Source organism: Enterobacter sp. EGD-HP1 (genome assembly GCF_000733275.2).
GTDB lineage: Bacteria > Pseudomonadota > Gammaproteobacteria > Enterobacterales > Enterobacteriaceae > Enterobacter.
Window position 1 is genome coordinate 319,724 of the sequence record NZ_AVOP01000023.1, and the last position, 25,151, is coordinate 344,874.

The following is a 25,151-nucleotide window of genomic DNA, read 5'->3' on the forward strand; positions in this document are numbered from 1 at the left end:
CTCTCGTCACAGCATGCAAAACAGGAGGTTTTTATGCTTATCGTTGTTCCTGTCCTTATTTTTGTTGCGCTGGTTATTGTGGGCGCAGGCGTCAAAATTGTCCCTCAGGGTTATCAGTGGACCGTTGAGCGTTTCGGTCGATACACCAACACGCTCCAGCCGGGCTTAAGTCTGATTGTTCCATTCATGGACAGAATTGGTCGCAAGATCAACATGATGGAACAGGTGCTGGACATTCCTTCTCAGGAGATCATCTCCAAGGATAACGCCAACGTCACCATCGACGCCGTCTGCTTTATTCAGGTGATTGATGCGCCGAAAGCGGCCTATGAGGTCAGCAACCTGGAGCTGGCGATCGTCAACCTGACGATGACCAACATCCGTACCGTGCTCGGTTCGATGGAGCTGGACGAAATGCTTTCCCAGCGCGACAGCATCAATACCCGCCTGCTGCACATTGTCGACGAGGCAACCAACCCGTGGGGGATCAAAGTTACCCGCATTGAGATCCGCGACGTACGCCCGCCGGCCGAGCTGATCGCCTCCATGAACGCCCAGATGAAGGCCGAGCGAACCAAACGCGCCTACATTCTGGAAGCCGAAGGGGTGCGTCAGGCGGAGATCCTCAAAGCGGAAGGTGAAAAACAGTCGCAGATCCTGAAAGCGGAAGGCGATCGTCAGTCCGCATTCTTACAGGCAGAAGCGCGTGAGCGTTCGGCCGAAGCGGAAGCCCGCGCGACGCAGATGGTCTCCGAGGCGATTGCCGCCGGTGATATCCAGGCCGTGAACTACTTTGTCGCGCAAAAATATACCGATGCGCTAAAACAGATCGGCTCCGCGAACAACAGCAAGGTGGTGATGATGCCGCTGGAGGCCAGCAGTCTGATGGGCTCTATCGCCGGTATTGCCGAACTGATCAAAGACAGCGGAAACGAGCGTAAAAAATGATTGAGCTCATCGTTGCACATCCTCATGCCTTCTGGCTAAGCCTCGGTGGCTTATTGCTGGCGGCGGAGATGCTGGGCGGCAACGGCTATCTGCTCTGGAGCGGTGTTGCCGCCGTCATTACTGGCCTTCTGGTCTGGATCCTTCCCCTGGAATGGGCGTGGCAGGGCGCACTGTTTGCCGTGCTGACGCTGGTGGCCGCATGGCTGTGGTGGCGCTGGCTAAACCGGCGGGTTAACGAGCAGAAGCCGCTGGACGCGCACCTTAACCAGCGTGGACAGCAGATTGTCGGCAAGCGTTTTACGCTCGACGCCGCGCTGGTGAACGGGCGCGGGCATATGCGCGTGGGCGACAGCTCGTGGCCGGTAGTCGCCGACGACGACCTCAGCGCTGGCACGCGGGTTGAGGTCATTGCGGTGGAAGGCATTACCCTGCGGGTGAAAGCCTGCTAAGCAGAAGCCTTACGATGACAGCAGCCGGCAAGATTATCGATAATCGGGCAGTCGGCGCTGTCATCCCCCGGACAGGATTCCGCGAGATGCAGCAGCTGTTCGCGCATCGCCTGCAGCTCGATAATGTGGCGTTCGATCTCGGCCACTTTTTCCAGCGTGCGTTTTTTCACGTCGGCGCTGTGACGCTTCGGATCGTTAAACAGGTTAACCAGCTCGCCGCACTCTTCCAGATTAAACCCCACCTGTCTTGCCTGACGCAGCAACGTCAGCTCATCAATATGCAGTTTCGTATAGCTGCGGTAGCCGTTTTCGCTGCGCAGCGGTGGCGTCACCAGCCCCTTCTCTTCATAAAAGCGGATTGCCTTGCTGGTTAAGCCGGTTTTTTTTGCCACGTCACTGATATTCACATTTCCCCCTTGACCTTCCCCTTGATGGAAGGTTTAACCTTCATAACAGTTAGCGAAAAGCGTTACTCCGGTCAACTACTGACCAGTTCATTATACGGGAGTTTTGTTATGTCTCACACTATCGACCTGACGCTGGACGGCCTCTCCTGCGGCCACTGCGTCAAACGCGTTAAAGAAAGCCTGGAACAGCGCCCTGATGTTGAAAGCGCTGACGTGACTATCGATCGTGCCGCCGTGACCGGCAGCGCCAGCGCGGATGCGCTGATCGATACCATCAAGCAGGCCGGTTACGGGGCGGAGCTAAGCCACCCAAAGGCTAAACCGCTGGCAGAGTCATCATCCCCGTCGGAAGCGCTGACAGCGGCCACTCCTGAGCTTCCGGCAGCTGATGATATTGACGACAGCCAACAGCTGCTGATCAACGGCATGAGCTGCGCCAGCTGCGTCACCCGGGTACAAAATGCCTTGCAGGCCGTACCGGGCGTCGCGCAGGCACGGGTCAATCTTGCGGAGCGTACTGCGCTGGTGATGGGCAGCGCCTCCGCCGCAGATTTAGTGCAGGCCGTTGAGAAAGCGGGCTACGGGGCGGAGGCCATCGAAGATGATGCCGAGCGCCGCGAGCGCCAGCAGGAAACGGCTATCGCCACCATGAAACGCTTCCGCTGGCAGGCGATTGTCGCCCTTCTGGTGGGTATTCCGGTGATGGTGTGGGGGATGATCGGCGACAACATGATGGTCACCGACGACAACCGCACGCTGTGGCTGGTGATTGGTCTGATTACCCTTGCGGTGATGGTGTTTGCAGGCGGACATTTCTATACCAGCGCCTGGAAGAGCCTGAAAAACCGCACCGCGACGATGGATACGCTGGTGGCGCTCGGTACCGGCGCGGCGTGGCTCTATTCGATGAGCGTGAACGTCTGGCCCCAGTGGTTCCCGATGGAAGCGCGGCATCTCTATTATGAAGCGAGCGCGATGATTATCGGCCTGATTAACCTGGGCCATATGCTGGAAGCCCGCGCCCGTCAGCGCTCCTCGAAAGCGCTGGAAAGATTGCTCGATTTAACCCCGCCGACGGCCCGCGTGGTCACGGACGAGGGGGAGAAAAGCGTCCCGCTGGCGGAAGTTCAGCCCGGCATGACGCTGCGCCTGACGACGGGCGATCGCGTTCCCGTTGACGGTAAGATAACTCAGGGCGAAGCCTGGCTGGATGAAGCAATGCTGACCGGCGAGCCTATCCCACAGCAAAAATCAGACGGCGACGCCGTTCATGCCGGCACGGTGGTGCAGGACGGCAGCGTGCTGTTTACCGCCAGCGCCGTCGGCAGCCACACGACGCTGTCGCGTATTATCCGCATGGTGCGCCAGGCGCAGAGCAGCAAGCCGGAAATTGGCCAGCTTGCCGACAGAATCTCGGCCATTTTTGTGCCGGTGGTGGTCGGCATTGCCCTGCTGAGCGCGGCGATCTGGTATTTCTTCGGCCCCGCACCGCAGATTGTTTACACCCTGGTGATCGCCACCACGGTGCTGATCATCGCCTGTCCTTGCGCCCTTGGCCTGGCGACCCCAATGTCGATTATCTCCGGCGTAGGCCGCGCGGCCGAATTTGGCGTACTGGTGCGGGATGCCGACGCGCTGCAGCGGGCCAGCACCCTCGACACGCTGGTGTTTGATAAAACCGGCACGCTCACCGAAGGCAAACCGCAGGTGGTGGCCGTCACTACCGCAGGCATTGCGCAAGAGGACGCGCTGCGTCTCGCCGCCGCGCTGGAGCAAGGCTCAAGCCATCCGCTGGCGCGCGCCATTCTCGATAAAGCAAATGCTTCTGCCCTGCCGCAGGTCAGCAATTTCCGCACCCTGCGCGGGCTCGGCGTCAGCGGTGAAGCAGAAGGCCACGCGCTGCTGCTGGGCAACCAGGCATTGCTTAATGAAAACGGTATTGATACCGCCGCGCTGGAAAGCGAGCTGAAAGCGCAGGCGTCTCAGGGCGCCACGCCGGTTCTGCTGGCGGTGGATGGCAGAGCCGCCGCGCTGCTGGCCGTGCGCGATCCGCTTCGCCAGGACAGCGTGGACGCCCTGCAGCGCCTGCACCGCGCCGGCTACCGTCTGGTGATGCTGACCGGGGATAACCCGACCACCGCCAACGCCATCGCGAAAGAAGCCGGAATCGATGAGGTCATTGCGGGCGTACTGCCGGACGGTAAAGCGGACGCCATCAAGAAACTGCAAAGTCAGGGTCGTCAGGTGGCGATGGTCGGCGACGGCATCAACGATGCCCCGGCGCTGGCCCAGGCGGACGTGGGGATTGCCATGGGCGGCGGGAGCGACGTGGCTATTGAAACCGCTGCGATTACGCTGATGCGCCATAGCCTGATGGGGGTTGCCGACGCGCTGGCCATTTCAAAAGCCACGCTGCGCAACATGAAGCAGAACCTGCTGGGAGCATTTATCTATAACTCGCTCGGTATCCCGATCGCTGCCGGTATTTTGTGGCCGCTGACCGGCACGCTGCTTAACCCGGTGGTCGCGGGTGCGGCGATGGCGCTCTCCTCCATTACCGTGGTGAGCAACGCCAACCGGCTGCTGCGCTTTAAACCGAAGGATTGAACCTTGTACCCGTACGCGCTAGCATGAACCTTTCCATTCATGGAGCGCGTATGGGTCTGTTTAATCGTATAAAAGCATCGTTTCGCGCCCTCTTTCCACGCCGTTACGCCTGGCCCGGTCTGGATATCTCGCTCCCCGGCGGGCAACACCTGCACCTGGTCGGCAGCATCCATATGGGTACGCAGGATATGTCTCCTCTGCCACCCGGCCTGATAAAACTGCTGAAACGCGCCGATGCGCTGGTCGTTGAGGCGGACATTTCAGGTCAGGAGTCACCGTTTGCCGGACTCGAGAGCGATCTCCCCCTTACGGAGCGTCTGGATGATGCCCAGCTTGCGGAACTGACGCGCGTCGCGGATGAAACCGGCGTGTCGCTCTCCATGATTGACACCCTGCCGCTCTGGCAAATTGCGATGGTGCTGCAGGCCACGCAGGCGCAGCGTCTGGGACTGCGCGGTGACTACGGTATTGATTACCAGCTGCTGAACGTGGCAAGGGCGCGCCGTCTGCCCATCATCGAGCTGGAAGGGACGGACAGCCAGATTGCGCTCCTGCGGCAGCTTCCCGACGACGGTTTGATGCTGCTGGATGATACGCTGACCCACTGGCACACCAACGCGCGCCTTCTGCAGACCATGATCGGCTGGTGGCTGGACGCGCCGCCCTCAGACGGCAGGCTGGCGTTACCGTCGACGTTCAGCGAATCGTTATATGATGTGTTGATGAATGCTCGCAACAAAGCCTGGCGGGAGACGCTGCATGCGTTACCTGCGGGGCATTACGTGGTGGCGGTCGGGGCGTTACATTTGTACGGAGAAGGGAATTTGCCGTCGCTGCTGAAATAAAAAAATGGCCAATATTTCTATTGGCCCGTCAAAGAGGAATTTCATCGTTTTTATTATGCCGAAGGAGACCTTCGGTTGAGCCGATTGTCGCTCAAAGTGACCATCACTGCCAATACTATTGCGCAAGATGGTGCTATTTTTTAGACAAACGTCAGGCGTATGCTGTTGGCATGATTTGTCTGTCGTAAGAAGGATAGCTATGACTCCCGCCGTTAAATTACTCGAAAAAAACAACATTTCTTTTCGGATCCACACTTACGATCACGATCCGAATGAGACTAACTTTGGTGATGAAGTGGTGCGCAAGCTGGGCCTGAACGCGGACCAGGTTTATAAAACGCTGCTGGTGGCGGTGAATGGCGATATGAAACACCTCGCCGTCGCGGTTACCCCGGTGGCGGGACAGCTGGATCTGAAGAAAGTCGCCAAAGCGCTGGGGGCGAAAAAGGTGGATATGGCCGATCCGATGGTGGCGCAACGCACCACGGGCTACCTGGTAGGCGGGATCAGCCCGCTCGGGCAGAAAAAACGCCTGCCAACGCTGATCGACGCCCCTTCCCAGGAGTTTGACACCATTTTTATTTCCGGCGGCAAACGCGGGCTGGATATTGAGCTGGCCGCGAACGATCTGGCAAAAATGCTGGACGCGAAGTTTGCGGATATTGCACGCCGGGATTGAGAAAATTGCCCGGTGGCGCTGCGCTTACCGGGCCTACGATTCGAATGTAGGCCGGGTAAGGCGAAGCCGCCACCCGGCACAAAACAACCGCACTACTGCCAGCTCACCTCACCCTTAGGCTCATACGCATTCACGTCAATCGGTGAATTCTGCTCGATGAACTGCTTCAGCACTTCCGCATCAATAAAGCCGGTATTCACGTATCCCGGTTTATTATCAATATGCGGATAGCCGTCGCCGCCGGTAGCGTTAAAGCTTAACGTCGCCAGACGGTACGTTTTAGCCGGGTCAACCGGTTCGCCTTTAATCTTCAGGTCGTTGAGCTTGCCGTCTTTCGCGACGAAACTCACGTTAGCAAACTGCGGATAGGCCCCGGAATCTGGCTTCATCTGCGCCACGGCGGTCAGGTAGTCAATCACCTCTTTCCCGCTCATATCGGCATAGACCACCAGGTTGCCGAACGGCTGCACCTTCAGGACGTCTTTATAGGTGATGTTTCCGCCTTCGATAGAGTCACGAATACCGCCGCCGCTCATCACGCCAAAATCAGCGCCGGTGCGCGCCATTTGCGCCGCCAGCACCAGGTGGCCCATGTTGGTCTGCACGAAGCGAACTTTACTGCGGTCCCCTTCCAGACGACCGTTCAGCGTACCGATCTTCACGTCCAGCTGCGCCTTGCCTTTGTTCTGGAACGGCGTCAGCAGGGAGAGCATCTGCTGGTTTTCAGCGATCTCTGGCGTGTAGAGTACGCGCTCACTTTTCCCGTCCGGGTAGGTGACTTTCTTCTTCAGGTTGACCGGGATGAGCTGATAGTGCACCAGCTTCATCTCGCCGTTACGGAACTCAAAGTCCGCCCGGCCGACGTATTTGCCCCACTCGTGCGCCTGAACAATCCAGATACCGTTCTGACGGTCCGGCGCGCACGGCGTGCCCGGCACGTAGTCCACCTGTTTTTTGTTCTCCGAGGCCATACACACCGGATCCTGTGAGTGACCGCCCACAATCATCGCCAGCGAGCCCGCGGGCAGGCTGCGCGCCATCTCCACGTCGCCAGGGGCATTGGAGCCGTGCTCGCCGTTGTCGTAGTGCCCCATGTGCGTGGTGGCGATAATCACGTCCGGCTTTTCGTTTTGCTGCAGCTCCTGAATCACCAGCTTCGCTTCGTCTGCCGGTTTGCGGAATTCGATATCGGTGAAGAACTCGGGGTTACCAATTTTCGCCGTATCGTCAGTGGTTAAGCCGATGACCGCGATCTTCAGATCCTGACGCTTAAACAGCGCCCAGGGCTTAAACAGGCGTTCACCGGTGCTTTTCTGGTAAATATTGGCAGAGAGGAACGGGAATTTGGACCACTTCTCCTGCTGGCGCAGCACGGTCAGGGGATTATCAAACTCGTGATTACCCACGGCCATCGCGTCGTAACCGATTAAGTTCATGCCGCGAAAATCGGGTTCCGCGTCCTGTAAATCGGATTCCGGCACGCCGGTATTAATATCTCCGCCAGACAGCAGCAGCACGCTGCCGCCTTCTGCGGCGACTTCTTTGCGAATGCCGTCCACCAGCGTTTTTTGTGCCGACAGGCCATATTCGCCGTATTCACTGCGCCAGAAATGACCGTGGTGATCGTTGGTATGCAGAATGGTGATTTTATAGGTTTTGTCTTTTTCATACGCCTGCGCGGGCAGGCTTACCAGGCCCCATGCGGCGATGAGCGCCAGCGCGACGCCCCGCTTCATTAACTTCATCTTCTCTCTCCCTGACCAATAGACAAAGGCAAAAATTACAGTGACTAACAAGAATAGACAAATAAGTTTTCAGAATTGCGACTTTCTTCAAATGTCCCGGGCGGGTATGTTAGTCGGATAATAATTACACCCTGCATCTCTAATAACTCAAGACGTGGTAATTCTCTCTATGGCAATCAGTGAATCAACCCAGCCCGTTCCGGGCGCGCCGGCGTCGCGCACCTCCTTTAAAGTCTTAGGCGCAATCAGCCTCTCGCACCTGCTCAACGATATGATCCAGTCGTTGATTCTGGCCATTTATCCGCTGCTGCAGTCCGAGTTCTCACTCACCTTCGTGCAGATCGGGATGATCACCCTGACCTTCCAGCTGGCTTCCTCACTGCTGCAGCCGGTGGTGGGCTACTGGACGGATAAATATCCGATGCCGTGGTCGCTGCCGATAGGCATGTGCTTTACCTTAAGCGGGCTGGTGCTGCTGGCCATGGCGGGGAGTTTTGAAGCGGTGTTGGTTGCCGCCGCGCTGGTGGGCACGGGATCGTCCGTCTTCCATCCGGAGTCCTCCCGCGTGGCTCGTATGGCTTCCGGGGGGCGTCACGGTCTGGCGCAGTCACTGTTCCAGGTAGGCGGTAACTTTGGTAGCTCTCTCGGCCCGCTGCTGGCCGCGGTGATCATCGCTCCGTATGGCAAAGGCAACGTGGCATGGTTTGTGCTGGCCGCGCTGCTGGCGATTGTCGTGCTGGCGCAGATCAGCCGCTGGTATGCCGCTCAGCATCGCGTGAATAAAGGGAAACCTAAAGCCAGGGTTATCAATCCCCTGCCGCGCAATAAGGTTATCCTGGCCGTCTCCGTGCTGCTGGTACTGATTTTCTCGAAATACTTCTATATGGCGAGCATCAGCAGCTATTACACCTTTTATCTGATGCAAAAATTCGGATTATCGGTACAAAACGCGCAGTTCCACCTGTTTGCCTTCCTCTTTGCCGTTGCGGCCGGTACGGTCATTGGCGGGCCTGTGGGCGATAAGATTGGGCGTAAATATGTCATTTGGGGCTCTATCCTCGGCGTGGCGCCGTTTACCCTTATTTTGCCGTACGCGAGCCTTGAATGGACGGGGATTTTGACCGTGATTATTGGTTTTATCCTCGCTTCCGCGTTTTCCGCCATTCTGGTTTACGCCCAGGAGCTACTGCCTGGCCGTATCGGTATGGTTTCCGGCCTCTTTTTCGGTTTCGCCTTCGGCATGGGCGGGCTTGGCGCAGCGGTGTTAGGGATGGTAGCGGACCACACCAGCATCTTCCTGGTTTATAAAATCTGCGCTTTCCTGCCGCTTCTGGGGATGTTAACCATATTCCTGCCTGATAACCGTCATAAAGCCTAAATTACGGGTAGCCAAAGTTTTACTTTGGCTACCTGTCCCCCTGATGCCATAAGGGTTTCCTCGCCATCCCCTCTCTGAATTTATCAAAATGCGCTTTTTTACGTGCATATTGCTGTTTTATTCAAACTTCAACAATTATTCATAAACATAAGGGTAAAAATTGTCATAAACTATTACTCGGTTTTTTGGTTTTTGCCAAAAAGGAACACCCACAACGAAAGGAGACGGAATGCACCACGCCACACCGCTTATCACCACCATTGTTGGTGGACTTGTGCTCGCTTTTATCCTCGGCATGATTGCCAATAAACTGCGTATTTCTCCTCTTGTCGGCTATCTGTTAGCGGGCGTACTGGCGGGACCGTTTACGCCAGGCTTCGTGGCAGATACCAAACTGGCCCCTGAGCTGGCGGAATTGGGCGTGATTCTGCTGATGTTCGGCGTCGGCCTGCACTTCTCCCTGAAGGATCTGATGGCGGTAAAGTCGATTGCCATACCGGGAGCGATCGCCCAGATAGGGGTGGCGACGCTGCTGGGGATGGCGCTTTCGGCGGTGCTGGGCTGGTCGTTAATGACCGGTATCGTTTTTGGGCTGTGTCTCTCAACCGCCAGTACCGTGGTGCTGCTGCGCGCGCTTGAAGAGAGACAGCTGATAGACAGCCAGCGCGGGCAAATCGCGATAGGCTGGCTGATTGTGGAAGACCTGGTGATGGTGTTGACGCTGGTGCTGCTGCCTGCCGTCGCCGGGATGATGGAAAAAGACAACGTTGGCTTTGCCTCGCTGGCGCTGGATATGGGCATCACCATCGGTAAGGTGGTGGCGTTTATCGCCATCATGATGCTGGTGGGCCGCCGTCTGGTACCGTGGATCATGTCCCGCAGCGCGGCAACCGGCTCACGCGAGCTGTTTACCCTCTCCGTGCTGGCGCTGGCGCTGGGAATCGCGTTTGGTGCCGTTGAGCTGTTTGATGTCTCCTTTGCCCTGGGCGCGTTCTTCGCCGGGATGGTGCTGAACGAATCCGAGCTGAGCCACCGCGCGGCGCACGATACTCTGCCGCTGCGCGACGCCTTCGCCGTACTGTTCTTCGTCTCCGTCGGGATGCTCTTTGACCCGATGGTTCTGATTCATCAACCGCTGGCCGTGCTGGGTACGCTGGCGATCATCATCTTTGGTAAGTCGCTCGCCGCCTTCTTCCTGGTGCGGATGTTTGGCCACTCTCCGCGGACGGCGCTCACCATCGCCGCCAGCCTGGCACAAATTGGTGAGTTCGCCTTTATTCTGGCCGGTCTGGGCATGGCCCTGAACCTGCTGCCGCAGGCGGGGCAGAACCTGGTGCTGGCGGGGGCGATCCTGTCGATTATGCTGAACCCGGTGCTGTTTGCGCTGCTGGAAAAATACCTCGATAAAACCGAAACGCTGGAAGAACAGACGCTTGAAGAGGTCATAGAAGAAGAGAAGCAGATCCCGGTGGATATTTGCAATCACGCCCTGCTGGTCGGCTTTGGCCGCGTGGGCAGCCTGCTCGGTGAGAAGCTGATGGCGCAGGGCATTCCGCTGGTGGTGATTGAGACCTCCCGCACCCGCGTCGACGAGCTGCGCGAGCGCGGTATTCGTGCGGTGCTGGGCAATGCGGCAAACGAAGAGATCATGAATCTGGCGCATCTGGACTGCGCGCGCTGGCTGCTGCTGACCATACCTAACGGCTATGAAGCGGGTGAGATTGTGGCTTCCGCGCGCGCGAAGTGCCCAACGATTGAGATTATCGCCAGGGCGCATTATGACGACGAGGTGGAGTACATTACCGAGCGCGGCGCAAATAAGGTAGTGATGGGCGAGCGCGAGATTGCGAATACGATGCTGACGCTGCTGGAGAAACCGCCGGTTGAAGAGGCGGTGACGGGGTAAGTTTGGTGCGGTCTGATCCCCTCACCCCAGCCCTCTCCATAGGGGAGAGGGTGTTCAAGTTCCCTCTCCCCTATGGGGAGAGGGTTAGGGTGAGGGGTTTTCTTTTACCTGTCCCAATAAGCCTCTTCGAGGCTGTCTTCCCGTTCCGGCAACCCACGCGTTAAGCGCGGAGAATGCTGGTTCAGCACCTGATAGCTCACGCGGTTCGCATATTTGCACACCTGTGCCAGCGACGAATAGGTCAGCCAGCTGAACCTGTGCTTGCTGGAGTTAGGCACGTTGGTTTTGTGGTAGGCGTTAGCGGTGATGTCGTGCAGCAGCGCGGCCAGCGCGCCGTCGCCCGCACCGTTGGTGTTCATGATCTTCTCCGGTCCGCCCATGTATGGCGCGATATGAGAGTAGATACGCAGCGGGTTCACGCAATCGTTGTAACGCATGCCGCGGCTGAACTCGTACTGGTTGAACTCGGCAATCGCACCGGGCAGCAGCGGGTGCTGGGTTTTGCGCTTGCTCTCTTCTTCCGTGAAGCCGGCCATATACAGCCCAACCGGACCGGCGGTGCAGAGCACCAGATCCACCCAGTCCAGCGCTTTATCGGACGCCAGCAGCGGATCGCTTTCGCCGGTCAGCGCTTCGGCCTCTTCTTCGTTCATCGCCAGAATCGAGACGTGCTCTTTCAGGAAGGCCTGCCACCACTCCGGGTTATCGGCGATAACGAATTTCGTGCCCAGCGTCAGAACGACCGGCACGTTGTATTTCTTCGCGTACTCAATCGCCTTCATGGTCGCTTCCGGCATCGGCTCGCCCGGCTTACAGCGCACTAGGTAGGAGGTCAGCACCAGCGCCGAGGCGCCCGCGATCACCTCTTCAGGAATACTCTCGGCGCGCAGCTTGTTCATGTGGCCAGGGCTGATGGCAAAAGTACGCTCGCCGGACTCACCGATCAGCGTAAAGCAGCGGCCAATCGGCCCGTCAACGCCCTGCAGGTAGTTCAGATCGGTACGGCTGGAGGTGTTGCACAGATAGCGGTAGGCATAGCCACCGATTTCAATATTGCTGCACATCACGCCGAGCAGCACCGAGCGGTCGTCGGCCAGCACGGAGTAGTTATGCATGGTATTGCCGATGGTGCCACCGGCGAACTGATGGGTAATCAGGTTTTCGCGCACCAGCTCCTGGTACAGCGCTTCGGCAACGTCGTCCTCAATCACCAGCGAGTGACCGGCGCTCAGACCGTAACGAGCGACAAACGCATCATCCACTTTCGCTTCAATGTCCACCAGCGTCTGATCGATACCGACGACCCATGCCGCGCTGGTTTCGTTTTCTGGCTGGATTTGCTGCAGGAGCGGATCGCGGGCATCGACGGGGAAGTAGTGTTTGGATTTGCGTTTACCGGGAAATTTCATGGTCTGAACTGTACGAAGAATATGGGCCGGGAATGGTAGCACAAACCCGGCCCGGAGTGCGATCAGCGGCTGTTCGTTACCAGCGAGACCATCATGTCGATATGCTCAGGCGAGTCGTTAAGCGCCGGAATGTACTCGTACTTTTCGCCGCCAGCCTCAAGGAAAAATTCCCGGTTTTGCACCGCGATCTCCTCCAGCGTTTCCAGACAGTCGGCCGAGAAGCCCGGCGACATCACCTGAATGTGCTTCACGCCCTTCTCACCCAGCATTTTGAGGGTTTCATCGGTGTACGGCGTCAGCCACGGCTCGCGGCCGAAGCGCGACTGGAAGGTCATCATCACCTTCTCCGGCGGCAGGCCAAGGGCGGAGACCAGCTCGCGCGTGGTATCGCGGCAGCGCTGCGGATAATCATCCCCTTCATTGGCGAAACGCTGTGGGATCCCGTGATAGGAAAGCAGCAGCAGATCTGGCTCGCCGTGCTTTTCAAAGGACGCGCGCGCGCTGTTGGCAAGCGCCTGGATGTAGAGATCGTTATCCGCATAGTCGCGAATAAAGGTCACGCCCGGAATACGGCGGCGGGTCGCCAGAATGCGGGCCAGCTCGTCCCAGACGGCGGCCACCGTCGAGCAGGAGTACTGTGGGTAGAGCGCCAGCACGACGATATGGTCCACGCCCTGCGCCAGCAGTGATTCCACCGCGCTTTTCAGGGACGGTTTTCCGTAGCTCATGCCGAGCGCAACGGGCATATCCGGCAGGCGGGCAGCCAGCGCTTTTTCCTGACGACGGCTGTAAACCATCAGCGGCGAGCCCTCTTCCATCCAGACGGACTGATAGAGTTTGGCAACGCGCGGAGAACGAATCGGCAGAATGACGCCACGCAGCAGCGGCCACCACAGCAGTCTCGGGAAATCCACGACGCGCGTGTCGCTTAAAAATTGTCGCAGGTAGCGTTTTACCGCGTCTGATGTAGGTGCTTCTGGAGTGCCCAGATTGGCAAGCAGGATGCCGGTTTTCGCCTGACTCATTCACGCCTCTTAACCATTTGATAGGTTGTCAATTGTAGCGGAAATGCGTTTAAACGAAACCCATTGCTGTAATAGGTAAGATGAGAATATTTCTCACCCGGGAGCCCGGGTGAGAGGCGCGCGATTAGCCGAGGATTTTTTCCAGCTCTGCACGTACGTCAGCCACGGCTTTGGTGCCGTCAACTTTCGCGTATTTGGTGTTACCCGCCTGCGCTTCTTTGGTGTAGTAGCCGATCAGCGGTGCAGTCATCTGATGGTATTCCACCAGGCGTTTACGCACGGTCTCTTCCTGATCGTCTTTACGGGTGGTCAGCTCTTCGCCGGTCACGTCGTCTTTGCCTTCAACCTTCGGTGGGTTGAACTTGATGTGGTAAACGCGGCCAGAAGCAGCGTGTACGCGACGGCCAACGATACGGTCAACGATCAGCTCGTCCGGTACGTCGAACTCCAGAACGTAGTCCACGTTGATGCCCGCTTCTTTCATGGCGTCAGCCTGAGGAATGGTGCGTGGGAAGCCGTCCAGCAGGAAACCGTTACGGCAGTCTTCCTGAGCAATGCGCTCTTTGACCAGAGCAATAACCAGCTCGTCGGTCACCAGCTTGCCTGCGTCCATGATGTCTTTCGCTTGTTTACCCAGCTCGGAGCCAGATTTAACAGCGGCGCGCAGCATGTCACCGGTGGAGATTTGCGGAATACCGTATTTCTCCATGATGAACTGAGCCTGAGTTCCTTTACCCGCGCCCGGAGCGCCAAGCAGAATAATACGCATTGCGAAAATCCCCTCAAAAGTCGTTTCAATTTTTCAAAAGCGCTAAACAATACCACCAGAACGGGCATCGCTCAAGGAAGGCGGGAAGGCTGAAACGGTTAACGGGGGGAGATTATTTGGGTTAGTGCGGTTGATTCCCCTCACCCTAACCCTCTCCCCAAAGGGGAGAGGGAATTTGAACACCCTCTCCCCTTTGGGGAGAGGGCAGGGTGAGGGGCAGGTGTTTAATTACGCCAGCAGCAGCGCATTCACACGTTTAATGAAGAGGTTAGGATCTTCCAGCGTGCCACGCTCGGCCAGCAGGGACTGATCCAGCAGCAGTTCAACCCACTCGGCAAAGCGGGCGTCGTCCTGGGTATCCGCCGCGCGTTTCACCAGAGGATGATCCGGATTAAGCTCAAAGATATATTTCACTTCCGGTACCGCCTGGCCCGCCGCAGCGAACAGCTTCGCCATCTGGGTACTCATTTCGTCGGCATCGGTGGTGACAATCGCCGGAGTGTCGGTCAGACGGTGCGTGAAGCGCACCTCTTTCACGCGCTCGCCCAGCAGGGTTTTCACGCGCTCAACGAACGGCTCCAGCGCCTTCTCGGCTTCTTTCGCGCTTTCGTCCACTTCATCCGCCAGCTTGTCGATGGACTCGTCGGCTTTCGCTACTGACTGGAACGCCTTACCGTCGAACTCGGTCAGGTAGTTCATCATCCACTCGTCGATGCGGTCAGAAAGCAACAGCACTTCGATGCCTTTCTTACGCAGCAGCTCCAGGTGCGGGCTGCTCTTCGCCGCCGCGTAGCTGTCAGCGGTGATGTAGTAGATCTTCTCCTGCCCTTCTTTCATGCGGGAGACGTACTCTTCCAGCGACACGGTCTGCGCGGAGGAGTCGGTGTGCGTAGAGGCGAAGCGCAGCAGTTTGGCGATGGTTTCAACGTTCGCGGTGTCTTCCGCCGGGCCTTCTTTCAGCACCAGGCCGAACTGTTTCCAGAAGGTCTGATATTTTTCCGCATCGTCTTTCGCCAGTTTTTCCAGCATCTGCAGCGCACGTTTGGTCAGGGCGTTGCGCAGGTTACGGGTGACGGTGCTGTCCTGCAGAATTTCACGGGAGACGTTGAGCGGCAGATCGTTGGAATCTATCAGACCGCGCACAAAGCGCAGGTAGTTCGGCATGAACTGCTCGGCGTCGTCCATGATGAACACGCGCTGCACGTACAGCTTCAGGCCGTGCTTGTGATCGCGGTTCCACATGTCCCACGGCGCCTGTGCCGGGATGTACAGCAGGCTGGTGTACTCCTGCTTACCTTCCACGCGGTTGTGGCTCCAGGTCAGCGGGTCGGTAAAGTCGTGGGCGATGTGCTTGTAGAACTCTTTGTATTCGTCGTCTTTAATTTCAGACTTGTTGCGCGTCCACAGCGCCTGCGCCTTGTTGATCTTCTCCCAGGAGACCACGGTTTCGCCGTCTTTCTCTTCCTGTTTTTCAATCTCAACCGGCAGCGCGATGTGGTCGGAATACTTGCTGATGATGGAGCGTACGCGCCAGTCGTTCAGGAAATCGTCTTCCCCTTCACGCAGGTGCAGGGTGATTTCGGTCCCGCGATCCGCTTTGGTGATGTCATCAACGGTGTACTCGCCTTCCCCTTTGGATTCCCACAGCACGCCGTTCTCGGCGCTGTCGCCTGCCGCACGGGTGCGGACGGTAACTTTGTCGGCCACGATAAACGCCGAGTAGAAACCGACGCCGAACTGGCCGATGAGCTGGCTGTCTTTCGCCTGGTCTGAGCCCATGGACTCAAGGAACGCTTTGGTGCCGGATTTGGCGATGGTGCCGAGGTGGTCGATCACCTCGTCGCGGTTCATCCCGATGCCGTTATCGGCGATGGTCAGGGTGCGGTTCTCTTTATTGAACGAAACGCGCACGCGCAGCTCGCCGTCGCCTTCGTACAGGTCCGGGTTAGACAGCGCGCGGAAGCGCAGCTTGTCCGCCGCGTCCGAGGCGTTGGAAATCAGCTCGCGCAGGAAAATTTCTTTGTTGGAATACAGGGAATGGATCATCAGGTGCAGAAGCTGTTTTACTTCTGACTGGAAACCACGGGTTTCTTGTCCTTTCATCTAAGTCGACCTCAACAATGCCATTTAATGGGGTTGTAAAACGTTGAGTGAGAGATGGGGATAAGGGAGGAAATTTTCAAGCGGAGGCCGCGCGCGCAGCCTCCGTTTGGTCAGAAAATAATCTTGTGACGACCGGCCAGAGAGTGTGACAGCGTGGTGCCGTCCACCATTTCCAGCTCGCCGCCCACCGGCACGCCGTGGGCGATGCGGCTGGCGTCAACGCCGTACTGCGAGCACAGTTCGGCGATGTAGTTGGCGGTTGCCTCCCCTTCCACCGTCGGGTTGGTGGCGAGGATCACCTCTTTGATGGTTTCGGACTCAAGGCGCTGTTCAAGGCGGTCAAGACCGATATCATCCGGGCCAATACCGTCCAGCGGGGAGAGATGCCCCATCAGCACGAAGTAGCGGCCGGAAAACTGCCCGGTTTGTTCGATGGCGTAGATGTCCGCCGGACTCTCCACCACGCAAATCTGACCGTTTTCCTGACGACGCGGGTTCGTACAGATGTTACACACGTCCTGCTCGGTAAAGGTGCGGCAATCCGCACAGTGACCAATTTCTGACATGGCGCGGGTTAAAGCCTGCGCCAGGCGCATCCCGCCGCTGCGGTCGCGCTGCAATAGCGTAAACGCCATGCGCTGCGCCGACTTCGGGCCAACGCCCGGCAGGCAGCGCAGTGCTTCCATTAACTGCGTGAGCAGCGGACTGGTTTGCATCAGAATGGCATCTTGAAGCCAGGCGGCAGCTGCATACCGCTGGAAACAGAGGCCATTTTCTCTTTCTGAGTTTCGTCGATACGGCGAGCGGCATCGTTAAACGCGGCTGCAACCAGATCTTCCAGCATCTCTTTGTCGTCTTCGAGCAGGCTCGGGTCGATTTCCACGCGACGGCAGTTGTGCGCACCGTTGATGGTCACTTTGACCAGACCGGCACCGGACTCACCCGTGACTTCCAGCTGAGCGATCTCTTCCTGCATCTTCTGCATTTTTTCCTGCATCTGCTGAGCCTGCTTCATCAGGCCACCCAGACCGCCTTTTCCACCAAACATAGGCTTCTCTCTTTTTCACGTTTAAGGATTACAACCGTAAGTCAGACTCACGATCAAATGGGGCGAATACTCTCTTCATCCAGATCGGCGTCGAAGAACCGGCGCAGGGTCTGAATGTTGTTATCCGCAATAATCGCCTCGCGCGCCTGCGCGAGCTTTTCTTCATAAATGGCCTGGCGCCATTCGAGCGGCGTTTTCACTGCCGGATTATCATCTTCAATGATAGTCAATTCAACCGGCGCGCCCTGTAATGCGGTGAGCGCCTCGGCCAGCGCCTTTTGCGCGCCAGGGGAATTGAGGTGACGCTGACCCGGACGCAGGTGTAAACGCACCTGATTGCCGTCCTGCTCTTTCCAGGCATTCAGCGCGACCTGCTCGACCAGCTTCGGCAGCTGGAGTTTGCTGACCTCGGCGGCCCAGGCGTCGCGCGCAATGGACTCTTCGGCAAGCTTCGCGGAAAGCTCCGGCGTTTTCTCATGCTCCAGCGCCTTTTTCAGCGCTTTCGGCGTAGCGACCTCTTCCTTCACCGTTTCAGTGATGGTGGTTGCCTTCCAGCGGTAAGCCTCTTCTTTCACCGGGGCTTTCTGCTCGAGCGCGGACGGTGCCGGACGCGACTGAACGCGCTCCGTTACCGAGGCCAGACGTTCAAGCGCGGCGTTGTTCACCGGCCGCGCTCTTCCTGGCGCTGCCGGTTCACTCTTTTTTGGTTTGGTTACTCCCTGCGCACGCTGCAGCTGGCTGCGGGCGGCAAGCACCGAACTGGTGGCATCCGACAGCGGCACGTTTTGCTGTGGCGGCGGTGTCGGCTGCGGTGGCACCTGCTGCGGCGACATCACCGCCGTAGGGGCGACTGGCGCGAAAGACTGGCGCGGCGCTTCCGGCTCCGGCAACGGCATGCGCGGATGGAACGCCAGCGCGCGCAGCAGCGTCATTTCAACGCCCATCCGGGGATCCGGCGCGAACGGTAACTCTTTACGGCCAATCAGCAGCGTCTGGTAGTACAGCTGCACGTCGGCAGGCGGCACGGTGCGGGCAAGCTCACGCATCCGCTGTTCAATGGTGGCCATATCTGCGCCAATGGCGGACGGAGAAAGCTGCAGCATCGCCACGCGGTGCAGCAGGCTGAGCATCTCAACCAGCAGTCCTTCCCATTCAATACCCCGGGCCGCGGCCGCATTCACCTGCGACATCACGCGTTCCCCGTTGGCGGCAATCATCGCTTCGATAAGCGACAGCGCCTGATCGTCATCCAGCGTGCCGAGCATGGTGCTGACCGCCTCGGTGGAGAGCTGGCCGTCACCGCTGGCAATCGCCTGGTCGGTCAGGCTGAGCGCATCACGCAGGCTGCCGTCCGCCGCACGGGCCAGCAGCTGCAGGGCGCGCGGTTCATGGACAATCTTCTCTTCATCAAGAATGTGTTCAAGCTGCGCGCGGATCTGTTCAACGTCCAGCGCCTTCAGATGGAACTGCAGGCAGCGCGACAGGATGGTGACAGGCAGCTTTTGCGGATCGGTGGTCGCCAGCAGGAACTTCACGTGCGCGGGCGGCTCTTCCAGCGTTTTCAGCAGGGCGTTGAAGCTGTGGCGCGACAGCATGTGCACTTCATCGATCAGGTAGACCTTGAAGCGGCCGCGTGCCGGGGCGTACTGAACGTTGTCCAGCAGGTCGCGGGTATCTTCCACTTTGGTGCGCGAGGCGGCGTCGATCTCGATCAGATCGACAAAGCGCCCCTGCTCGATCTCCCGGCAGTTATCACACACGCCGCACGGCGTGGCGGTGATCCCGGTTTCGCAGTTGAGACCTTTTGCCAGTAAACGGGCAATAGAGGTCTTACCGACGCCGCGGGTGCCGGAGAAAAGATAGGCGTGATGGATGCGACCTAGCGACAAGCCGTTCGCCAGGGCCGTCAGCACATGTTCCTGACCGACAACGTCAGCAAAGGTTTGTGGTCGCCATTTACGGGCTAACACCTGATAACTCATGGGCAGGCTCTGCAACGCTGGAAGGTGAATTTATGGAGGGGAATGCTATCACAACCTCACCCATTGAGCGAGGTTGTGAAAACCGGGATTAATGACCCGGGAAAGGCACCAGGCTGTAGCTGGTAATACCCTGTTTTTCGAGGCGCTGTTCACCGCCGAGATCGAACAGGTTGATGATGAAGGCCGCGTCGGTCACTTCCCCACCCAGACGACGGATCAGCTTCACGGTCGCTTCAATGGTACCGCCGGTTGCCAGCAGGTCGTCGACCACCAGCACTTTGTCGCCAGGCTTGATCGCATCAACGTGGATCTCCAGTTGATCGGTGCCGTACTCCAGCTCGTAGCTCTCAGCGATGGTTTCACGCGGCAGTTTGCGCGGCTTACGCACCGGCACAAAACCCACGCCCATTGCCAGCGCAACCGGTGCGCCAAACAGGAAGCCACGGGCTTCGGTACCTACTACTTTGGTGATCCCGGCGTTTTTATAACGCTCGACCAGCAGTTCAATGCTGAGCGCGTACGCTTTCGGGTCTTCCAGCAAGCTGGTGACATCACGGAAAAGAATGCCAGGCTTTGGATAGTCCTGGATGCTTTTGATGCTGTTTTTCAGATATTCAAGCTGCTGTGCAGTTGCGGTCATCGGTTTTGCCTAAATAAAACAGTGTTACTCACAGCGCGCAACGAGTCGGCCAAGGCAACAATTGTTTAACCTTTGACCAGGCGCATCTGTGCTCGAAAACGGTCGAATTTACTGGCTGCGCGTGATAATTGCAACAGCCATGATGAGGCTTCAGTGCTTTTGTTGCTTTTCATCAACCACGGGGATCCGCCACATAAAGAAAAGCAGGCAGGTCAGGATCGCCAGCAGCAGAATGCGTACCCACATCATTTTCACCAGCCATAATGAAATAGCGAAGGTGATGAGGATCACCGCGATCGCGCGCGACTTCGCGCCGGGCGGCATGGCCCGGTGTTTTTGCCAGTGCCGCAGATAGCCGCCAAACCATGAGCGATAGAGCAGCCAGTGGTGAAAACGCGGCGACGAGCGGGCGAAGCACCAGGCCGCCAGCAGGATAAACGGCGTGGTCGGCAGTAAGGGTAAAAACACACCCAGCGTGCCAAGCACTACCGCGAGCCAGCCAATGATGATTAAAATAGTACGCTTCATAATGCGAATCGTTATCAAACTGAACGGCTACTTTACCACTGGAGAGCGCCTTGAAAACAGCACTGCTTCTTGAGAGGCTGCAAAATCAGCTGATTGCTCTGCGGGAGCAGGCTACACCGCTAATGGGGCACGCCACGCTGAAGCCGCGCTTTGACCGGCAGCTCTTCCGCACCCGCAGCACCGTCATTCAGGATTACCTGGCGGAAGCGCAGACGAACCTCGACGAGCTTCGCCATGCGGTTGAGAATGAACAGCAGGAACAGGTGGCGTGGCTTGCGGAGCATCTCACCGAGCAGATCACCGCTCTGCATCGCGAAATCACCGCATGGCCGCTGCGCGCCTGGGACAGCGCCTCGCCGGGGCTCGGAAAATGGCAGCGCAAGCGGCTGGAGAACCAGGAGTTTGAGCGCAGGCTGTTTGAGATGAAGCGCGAACGCGAATTACGGCTGAACAACAGCGAAACGCTGGAAGAGCAGCAGCTATTGATGCGCGAGATTAGCGCACTGGAAGGACGCCTCGCCCGCTGCCGCCAGGCGCGGGATGAGATTGAGCGCGTCATTGAACGTTTGACCCGTTAACAGGAGCCACACCCATGTCACTGGAAAATGCACCCGATGAGGTCAAACTGGCCGTCGATTTGATTATGCTGCTGGAGAATCATGAGATCCCCGCCGAGACGGTGCTTAAGGCACTGGAGATTGTGCGGCGGGATTTTGAAGGAAAATTACCCTCACCCCGACCCTCTCCCTGAGGGCTGAGGGTTCCCCACAAAATAATGCCTGCACGGACGACTCCCTCTCCCTTGAGGGAGAGGGCTGGGGTGAGGGGGAACATACGGCTCTGGTGGTCATTCCGTTCACTTCATGTTCCTTGCTACTCTGTCACGACATGACCAGTGAACGTGCCAGGGTGGCTCAATCGCCACCACCCTGGCAACCCGGGCTCCCGGCGGTAAATCGCCGCTTCGCGGTTCCCTCAGCTTATTCCTTCAGGCTATCGGGTCGGGCATGAGCCTGCATCCCTGCAGGCCACGCCCTCTCGGCGCATCCCTGCGCCTCGACCCGGCCTTACGGAAACGCTTCGGCGATTTACAGCCGGACCAGGGCATCGCTGTAATCCATTCATTTTCCTGAAGCAACGTTCACCGCTTCCGGTTAAAAAATTACCGGGGATCCCTCAGCCCTGAGGGAAAGGGAGAAAATAGTTCCCTCTCCCACAGGGGGAGGGAAAATAGATTAAGCCGGAGTCGGATCGTCACCCTTGATGTCGCGCTTCACTTCCGTATGCTCATCGCCTTTCTCGTTACGCAGGTGAACCTCAAGCTGGTTGAAGGCGATATTAATATCGTTTTCACGGCACAGGCGATCGATAGAGCGGTTAAGCTCATCCACCGTGTAGCTGCGGTCACGCAGCTCACGCACGTATAAACGCAGCTCGTGATCCAGCGTACTCGGCCCAAAGGTGGTGAAGAAGACCGCCGGAGCCGGATCGTGCATCACTTTCGGATGTTCTGACGCCGCCTTCAGCAGCACCTCTTTCACCTTCTCCAGATCCGATCCATAGGCGACGCCCAGGCGGATCACCACGCGCGTCACCGTATCGGAAAGCGACCAGTTGATCAGACGCTCGGTCACGAAGGCTTTGTTCGGGATGATCACCTCTTTGCGATCGAAGTCGGTGATGGTGGTGGCACGAATACGGATCTTGCTGACCGTACCGGAGAAGGTGCCGATGGTAACGGTATCGCCGATTCGTACCGGACGTTCGAACAGGATGATCAGGCCGGACACAAAGTTACCGAAGATCTCCTGCAGGCCAAAACCAAGACCGACCGAGAGAGCGGCCGCCAGCCACTGCAGTTTATCCCACGAGACGCCGAGCGAGCCAAAGACCGTCATCGCCCCAACAATAATGATGACGTAGTTGAGGATCGTCGTAATGGCGTAGGACGCCCCCTGGCGAAGATTCAGACGTGACAGGAGCAGCACTTCAAGCAGACCCGGCAGGTTGCGAATCAACGCCCAGGCCACCACCGACGACACCAGCGCAAACAGCAGGCTGCCCATGGTCACGCTTTTCATCACCGCAGCGCCCGCTTCGGTACCGTTGTATTGCCAGAGGGTAATACTGTCGAGATAGGCGAAAACGGTAATGAGATCGGACCAGATAGCCCAGAACATCACCGCAAACAGGGCGATCATCACCAGCATGGTGATGCGCAGCGTCTGCTGGTTAACCTGCTCCAGGGCGATGGTCGGCTCTTCCTGTGGCTCCGCGCCTTCGGCCCCCTCTTTCACCTGATGCTGACGACGCGCGATAGCACGACGATAGGCGATGCGGCGGGCCGCCACGCTCAGGCCGCGCAGCACGGTCTGATAGAGCAGGTTCCAGACGATCACCAGATAGACCGTTTCAATCCAGCGCCCGGACAGGCGCAGCGTGGTATAGAAATAGCCCGTTGCCGTCAGCACCATCAGCGCCAGCGGAATGATCGCCAGCACCGTCACGGTGGCCAGACGAATATTGTGGGACTCTTTATCACGCCAGCTGTCGCGGCACATCGGCCACATCAGGATTGCAATCAGCAGCAGGTTCAGCAGGATGACCAGCTGCCCCAGCACGTCATCCATCAGATGCAGCGGGGAAAGCTCAGAGACAACTGACCAGAAGTGCAGCGGCAGGAGCGCCAGGCTGATGCGCACAATCTGACGACGCCAGTGGCTGGTCAGCTGCGCAGGCATGTTGAAATGACGCACCGCCACGCCGTCTTTTTCCAGCACCTTCCAGCACACGCCAAATACCAGCCAGAACAGCGCCAGTTTTTTACTGAACGCCCACAGCAGATCGCTGACGTTGAGCTGCATGGTGAGCAGAATCAGGCCCACGGCGAGAATAATCAGGCACACCGGCAGGGCGCGAATGAGGTCGATCAGAATCGCCTTTGGCGTATGGAGCTGGCTATCGTTGCGCAGCTGCCCCACTTCGGAGGCCAGCTTCGCCTGGTATTTTTTCAGCCAGCCCAGACGCCAGCGGATCAGGCCGGCAATCAGCAGCAGCGGTAATCCCGCCAGCAAGGCAATCGTCACCGCAGGCCAGGCTTTCTCCCAGTTTACGGTGATCTTCATGCTCTTGATCTGCGTTTTCAGCGTCTCCGGGAAGGATTTAATCCAGTCCCAGTCCATCGGCTTGTTGCTGTTCACCCAGAAAATCTGCTGGGTCAGGATCTCCTGCAGACTTTTCGAGACGCTCACCAGCTGCTGCTGGTTGATCTGCAGGTTAATGGCCATCATCAGCTGGTTGCCCAGCTGTTTATTGAGCTGGTCCAGCAGCTCGCGACGCATATCGACGACCTGGAGCAGCGCGTCGTGCACTTCCGGGTTCACGTCGCTGGAATGTCCCTCTTCAATTTTGGCGACAAAGGAATCGCTCTGGAAAAGGGCATCACGCTGCTGGTTGACGTCGAACTGTTCCAGACGTAAATCCGCGATGCGGTTGGTCATGTCCTCCAGCTCATCGGCGGAGGGGAGCGTCTGCTGCTGCTGGTAGAGAATACGCGACAGCAGGAGGCTGCCTTTCAGAACTGCGATCTGCTCTTTGATGTTGCGCTCGGCCTGCAGCGCGCGATCCAGCCAGTTCTTCACTTTGATATTTTGCTGAACCAGCGAGTTACCGTTTTCCGTCGCCAGTATCAGGCGCTGGCTAAGCTGGTGGTTGGCCTCGAGCTCCTGTTTCACCAGCGGATTCGCCTGAATGCGGGCGGTTTCGTCCGGTGATACGGCCTCCTGAGCGGTTTTTTCCGTCAGGGTCAGGCGCTTGCTGTTTACCGCCTCCTGTAACAGCTGAAGCTGGTGTTCCAGGCGATTAATATTCGCGGTGACATAATCACGCTGTTTCTGAAGCGTGTCCTGAAGCACCGTATTCCCTTCCAGGCTTTTACGCTGCTGTTCAATCTGTGCGTTGAGCAAGCTCTGCTGAACCAGCAGCAGGGTTTGCTGCGTCGGGCGCAGCGTGCCCTCTCCCACCGTCGTGCCGTTCAGGCGGTTGCGGATCTGCTGCAGCTGCTGAGACGCGGAGTACATCGCATTTTGCACGCGCTCGGGCTGGGTTTGCAGGGAGACAAGCTGGCTGTTATAGGTCGCGAGGTCGGACTGCGCGGTTTGCAGGTCGTCGAGCAGTTGCGCGACGCGCGACTCCAGCTGACGTAGAGAGAGCGTCGAGAGCGTCTTGCGCGTTTCGGTATCGTTATCGACATCGCTCAGGGCGTTCAGCGATTCCGTCGCTTTGCGCATATTTTCAGGAGCCTGCGCCACCTTCTGACGAAGCTGGGCGGTTTCTGCTTTGACGCGTTCAATTTTATCCAGCGTTTCCAGCGTTTCCGTCAGATCCTGCTGGACGAGTTTCTCCTGAGGAGAGAGCTCTTTCTGTTTGTTCAGCGTGTCGAGCTGCGACTGAACATCGCCGCGCGAGGGAATATCAGTGCTGTTATCGGCGCGGGCCCAGGTCAGCGGCGCCGTGGCGAAGAAAAACAGCATCGCAAAGAGCAATGCAAATACAGGATGTTGCGAGCGATTGATGGGCAGCATAGTTGTGAATGATGTCAGAAGATGACCGAAAATAGTCCGGCGTGAAGAATATCACGCTCGCCGGAAGCAGAATAGCGCGAACGTTATCCTCTGAGATAAA

At 57.9% G+C, this 25,151-nt stretch carries 21 protein-coding genes and 1 other annotated feature; of the genes, 9 read left to right on the forward strand and 12 right to left on the reverse strand.

Features of this window, described 5'->3' with window-relative positions; genetic code table 11:
• Positions 1-33: 33 nt before the first annotated feature.
• Both N037_RS15190 and N037_RS15195 read left to right on the forward strand, forming a co-directional pair.
• Positions 34-948: an SPFH domain-containing protein gene (locus tag N037_RS15190; protein WP_023310620.1), complete on the forward strand. Its 915-nt coding sequence runs from the start codon at positions 34-36 to the stop codon at positions 946-948.
• Positions 945-1,397: an NfeD family protein gene (locus N037_RS15195; protein ID WP_032641928.1), complete on the forward strand. Its 453-nt coding sequence runs from the start codon at positions 945-947 to the stop codon at positions 1,395-1,397. Before N037_RS15190 ends, N037_RS15195 begins: the two co-directional genes overlap by 4 nt.
• Here the strand turns inward: N037_RS15195 and cueR are convergent.
• Positions 1,394-1,804, reverse strand: a complete 411-nt coding sequence (gene cueR, locus N037_RS15200; protein ID WP_032641930.1) for a Cu(I)-responsive transcriptional regulator — start codon at positions 1,802-1,804, stop codon at positions 1,394-1,396. The two genes, N037_RS15195 and cueR, sit on opposite strands and share 4 nt — an antisense overlap.
• 108 nt (positions 1,805-1,912) lie before the next feature.
• On the opposite strand from cueR, the gene copA reads away from it, so the two are divergent.
• From copA to ybaK, 3 genes are all read left to right on the forward strand, one after another.
• A complete protein-coding gene (gene copA / locus N037_RS15205) occupies positions 1,913-4,411 on the forward strand; it encodes a copper-exporting P-type ATPase CopA (RefSeq protein WP_032641932.1) in 2,499 nt (832 codons plus the stop codon).
• Positions 4,412-4,461: 50 nt separating this feature from the next.
• A complete protein-coding gene (locus N037_RS15210) occupies positions 4,462-5,256 on the forward strand; it encodes a TraB/GumN family protein (protein WP_032641935.1) in 795 nt (264 codons plus the stop codon).
• Between the two features lie 199 nt (positions 5,257-5,455).
• Positions 5,456-5,935 carry a Cys-tRNA(Pro)/Cys-tRNA(Cys) deacylase YbaK gene (ybaK, locus tag N037_RS15215; protein ID WP_023334745.1) on the forward strand — a complete coding sequence of 160 codons (480 nt, stop codon included), beginning with the start codon at positions 5,456-5,458 and terminating at the stop codon, positions 5,933-5,935.
• 92 nt (positions 5,936-6,027) lie between these two features.
• On the opposite strand, the gene ushA is transcribed toward ybaK, so the two are convergent.
• Positions 6,028-7,680 (reverse strand): bifunctional UDP-sugar hydrolase/5'-nucleotidase UshA, encoded by a 1,653-nt coding sequence (gene ushA / locus N037_RS15220; RefSeq protein ID WP_023334744.1) that lies wholly within the window; start codon positions 7,678-7,680, stop codon positions 6,028-6,030.
• 169 nt (positions 7,681-7,849) lie between these two features.
• Here ushA and N037_RS15225 point away from each other — a divergent pair, with 169 nt between their 5' ends.
• Together N037_RS15225 and ybaL are read left to right on the forward strand one after the other, a co-directional pair.
• Positions 7,850-9,058 carry an MFS transporter gene (locus tag N037_RS15225; RefSeq protein WP_032641938.1) on the forward strand — a complete coding sequence of 403 codons (1,209 nt, stop codon included), beginning with the start codon at positions 7,850-7,852 and terminating at the stop codon, positions 9,056-9,058.
• A gap of 229 nt (positions 9,059-9,287) precedes the next feature.
• A complete protein-coding gene (gene ybaL / locus N037_RS15230) occupies positions 9,288-10,964 on the forward strand; it encodes a YbaL family putative K(+) efflux transporter (RefSeq protein ID WP_032641940.1) in 1,677 nt (558 codons plus the stop codon).
• Positions 10,965-11,068: 104 nt separating this feature from the next.
• Here ybaL and N037_RS15235 read toward each other — a convergent pair whose 3' ends face one another.
• The 9 genes from N037_RS15235 to N037_RS15275 form a co-directional block, all read right to left on the reverse strand.
• Positions 11,069-12,373, reverse strand: a complete 1,305-nt coding sequence (locus tag N037_RS15235; RefSeq protein ID WP_032641943.1) for an inosine/guanosine kinase — start codon at positions 12,371-12,373, stop codon at positions 11,069-11,071.
• Positions 12,374-12,435: 62 nt separating this feature from the next.
• Positions 12,436-13,398, reverse strand: a complete 963-nt coding sequence (gene hemH, locus N037_RS15240; RefSeq protein ID WP_029741031.1) for a ferrochelatase — start codon at positions 13,396-13,398, stop codon at positions 12,436-12,438.
• 124 nt (positions 13,399-13,522) lie between these two features.
• Positions 13,523-14,167 (reverse strand): adenylate kinase, encoded by a 645-nt coding sequence (gene adk, locus N037_RS15245; protein ID WP_006809841.1) that lies wholly within the window; start codon positions 14,165-14,167, stop codon positions 13,523-13,525.
• A 228-nt stretch (positions 14,168-14,395) separates the two neighbouring features.
• A complete protein-coding gene (gene htpG, locus N037_RS15250; protein WP_032641946.1) occupies positions 14,396-16,270 on the reverse strand; it encodes a molecular chaperone HtpG in 1,875 nt (624 codons plus the stop codon).
• 110 nt (positions 16,271-16,380) lie between these two features.
• A complete protein-coding gene (recR, locus tag N037_RS15255; RefSeq protein WP_008499298.1) occupies positions 16,381-16,986 on the reverse strand; it encodes a recombination mediator RecR in 606 nt (201 codons plus the stop codon).
• Entirely contained in the window at positions 16,986-17,318 is a 333-nt protein-coding gene (locus N037_RS15260) for a YbaB/EbfC family nucleoid-associated protein (RefSeq protein WP_003858972.1), read from the reverse strand. The genes recR and N037_RS15260 overlap by 1 nt, the downstream gene beginning before the upstream one ends.
• A 53-nt stretch (positions 17,319-17,371) precedes the next feature.
• A complete protein-coding gene (gene dnaX, locus N037_RS15265; RefSeq protein WP_032641948.1) occupies positions 17,372-19,300 on the reverse strand; it encodes a DNA polymerase III subunit gamma/tau in 1,929 nt (642 codons plus the stop codon).
• Positions 17,978-18,042 (reverse strand) — a sequence feature (DnaX frameshifting element). It overlaps the preceding gene by 65 nt.
• A gap of 88 nt (positions 19,301-19,388) precedes the next feature.
• Positions 19,389-19,940: an adenine phosphoribosyltransferase gene (apt, locus tag N037_RS15270; RefSeq protein WP_000127359.1), complete on the reverse strand. Its 552-nt coding sequence runs from the start codon at positions 19,938-19,940 to the stop codon at positions 19,389-19,391.
• A gap of 150 nt (positions 19,941-20,090) precedes the next feature.
• A complete protein-coding gene (locus N037_RS15275) occupies positions 20,091-20,468 on the reverse strand; it encodes a DUF454 family protein (protein ID WP_032641950.1) in 378 nt (125 codons plus the stop codon).
• A 50-nt stretch (positions 20,469-20,518) separates the two neighbouring features.
• Here N037_RS15275 and priC point away from each other — a divergent pair, with 50 nt between their 5' ends.
• Together priC and rsmS are read left to right on the forward strand one after the other, a co-directional pair.
• The gene (priC, locus tag N037_RS15280; RefSeq protein ID WP_032641953.1) at positions 20,519-21,046 is read left to right on the forward strand and encodes a primosomal replication protein N''; all 528 of its coding nucleotides are present in this window, start codon (positions 20,519-20,521) and stop codon (positions 21,044-21,046) included.
• 14 nt (positions 21,047-21,060) lie between these two features.
• Positions 21,061-21,219: a pleiotropic regulatory protein RsmS gene (gene rsmS / locus N037_RS24110; protein ID WP_032641955.1), complete on the forward strand. Its 159-nt coding sequence runs from the start codon at positions 21,061-21,063 to the stop codon at positions 21,217-21,219.
• A gap of 484 nt (positions 21,220-21,703) precedes the next feature.
• Here rsmS and mscK read toward each other — a convergent pair whose 3' ends face one another.
• Positions 21,704-25,051 carry a mechanosensitive channel MscK gene (gene mscK / locus N037_RS15285; RefSeq protein ID WP_032641956.1) on the reverse strand — a complete coding sequence of 1,116 codons (3,348 nt, stop codon included), beginning with the start codon at positions 25,049-25,051 and terminating at the stop codon, positions 21,704-21,706.
• Positions 25,052-25,151: the final 100 nt, after the last annotated feature.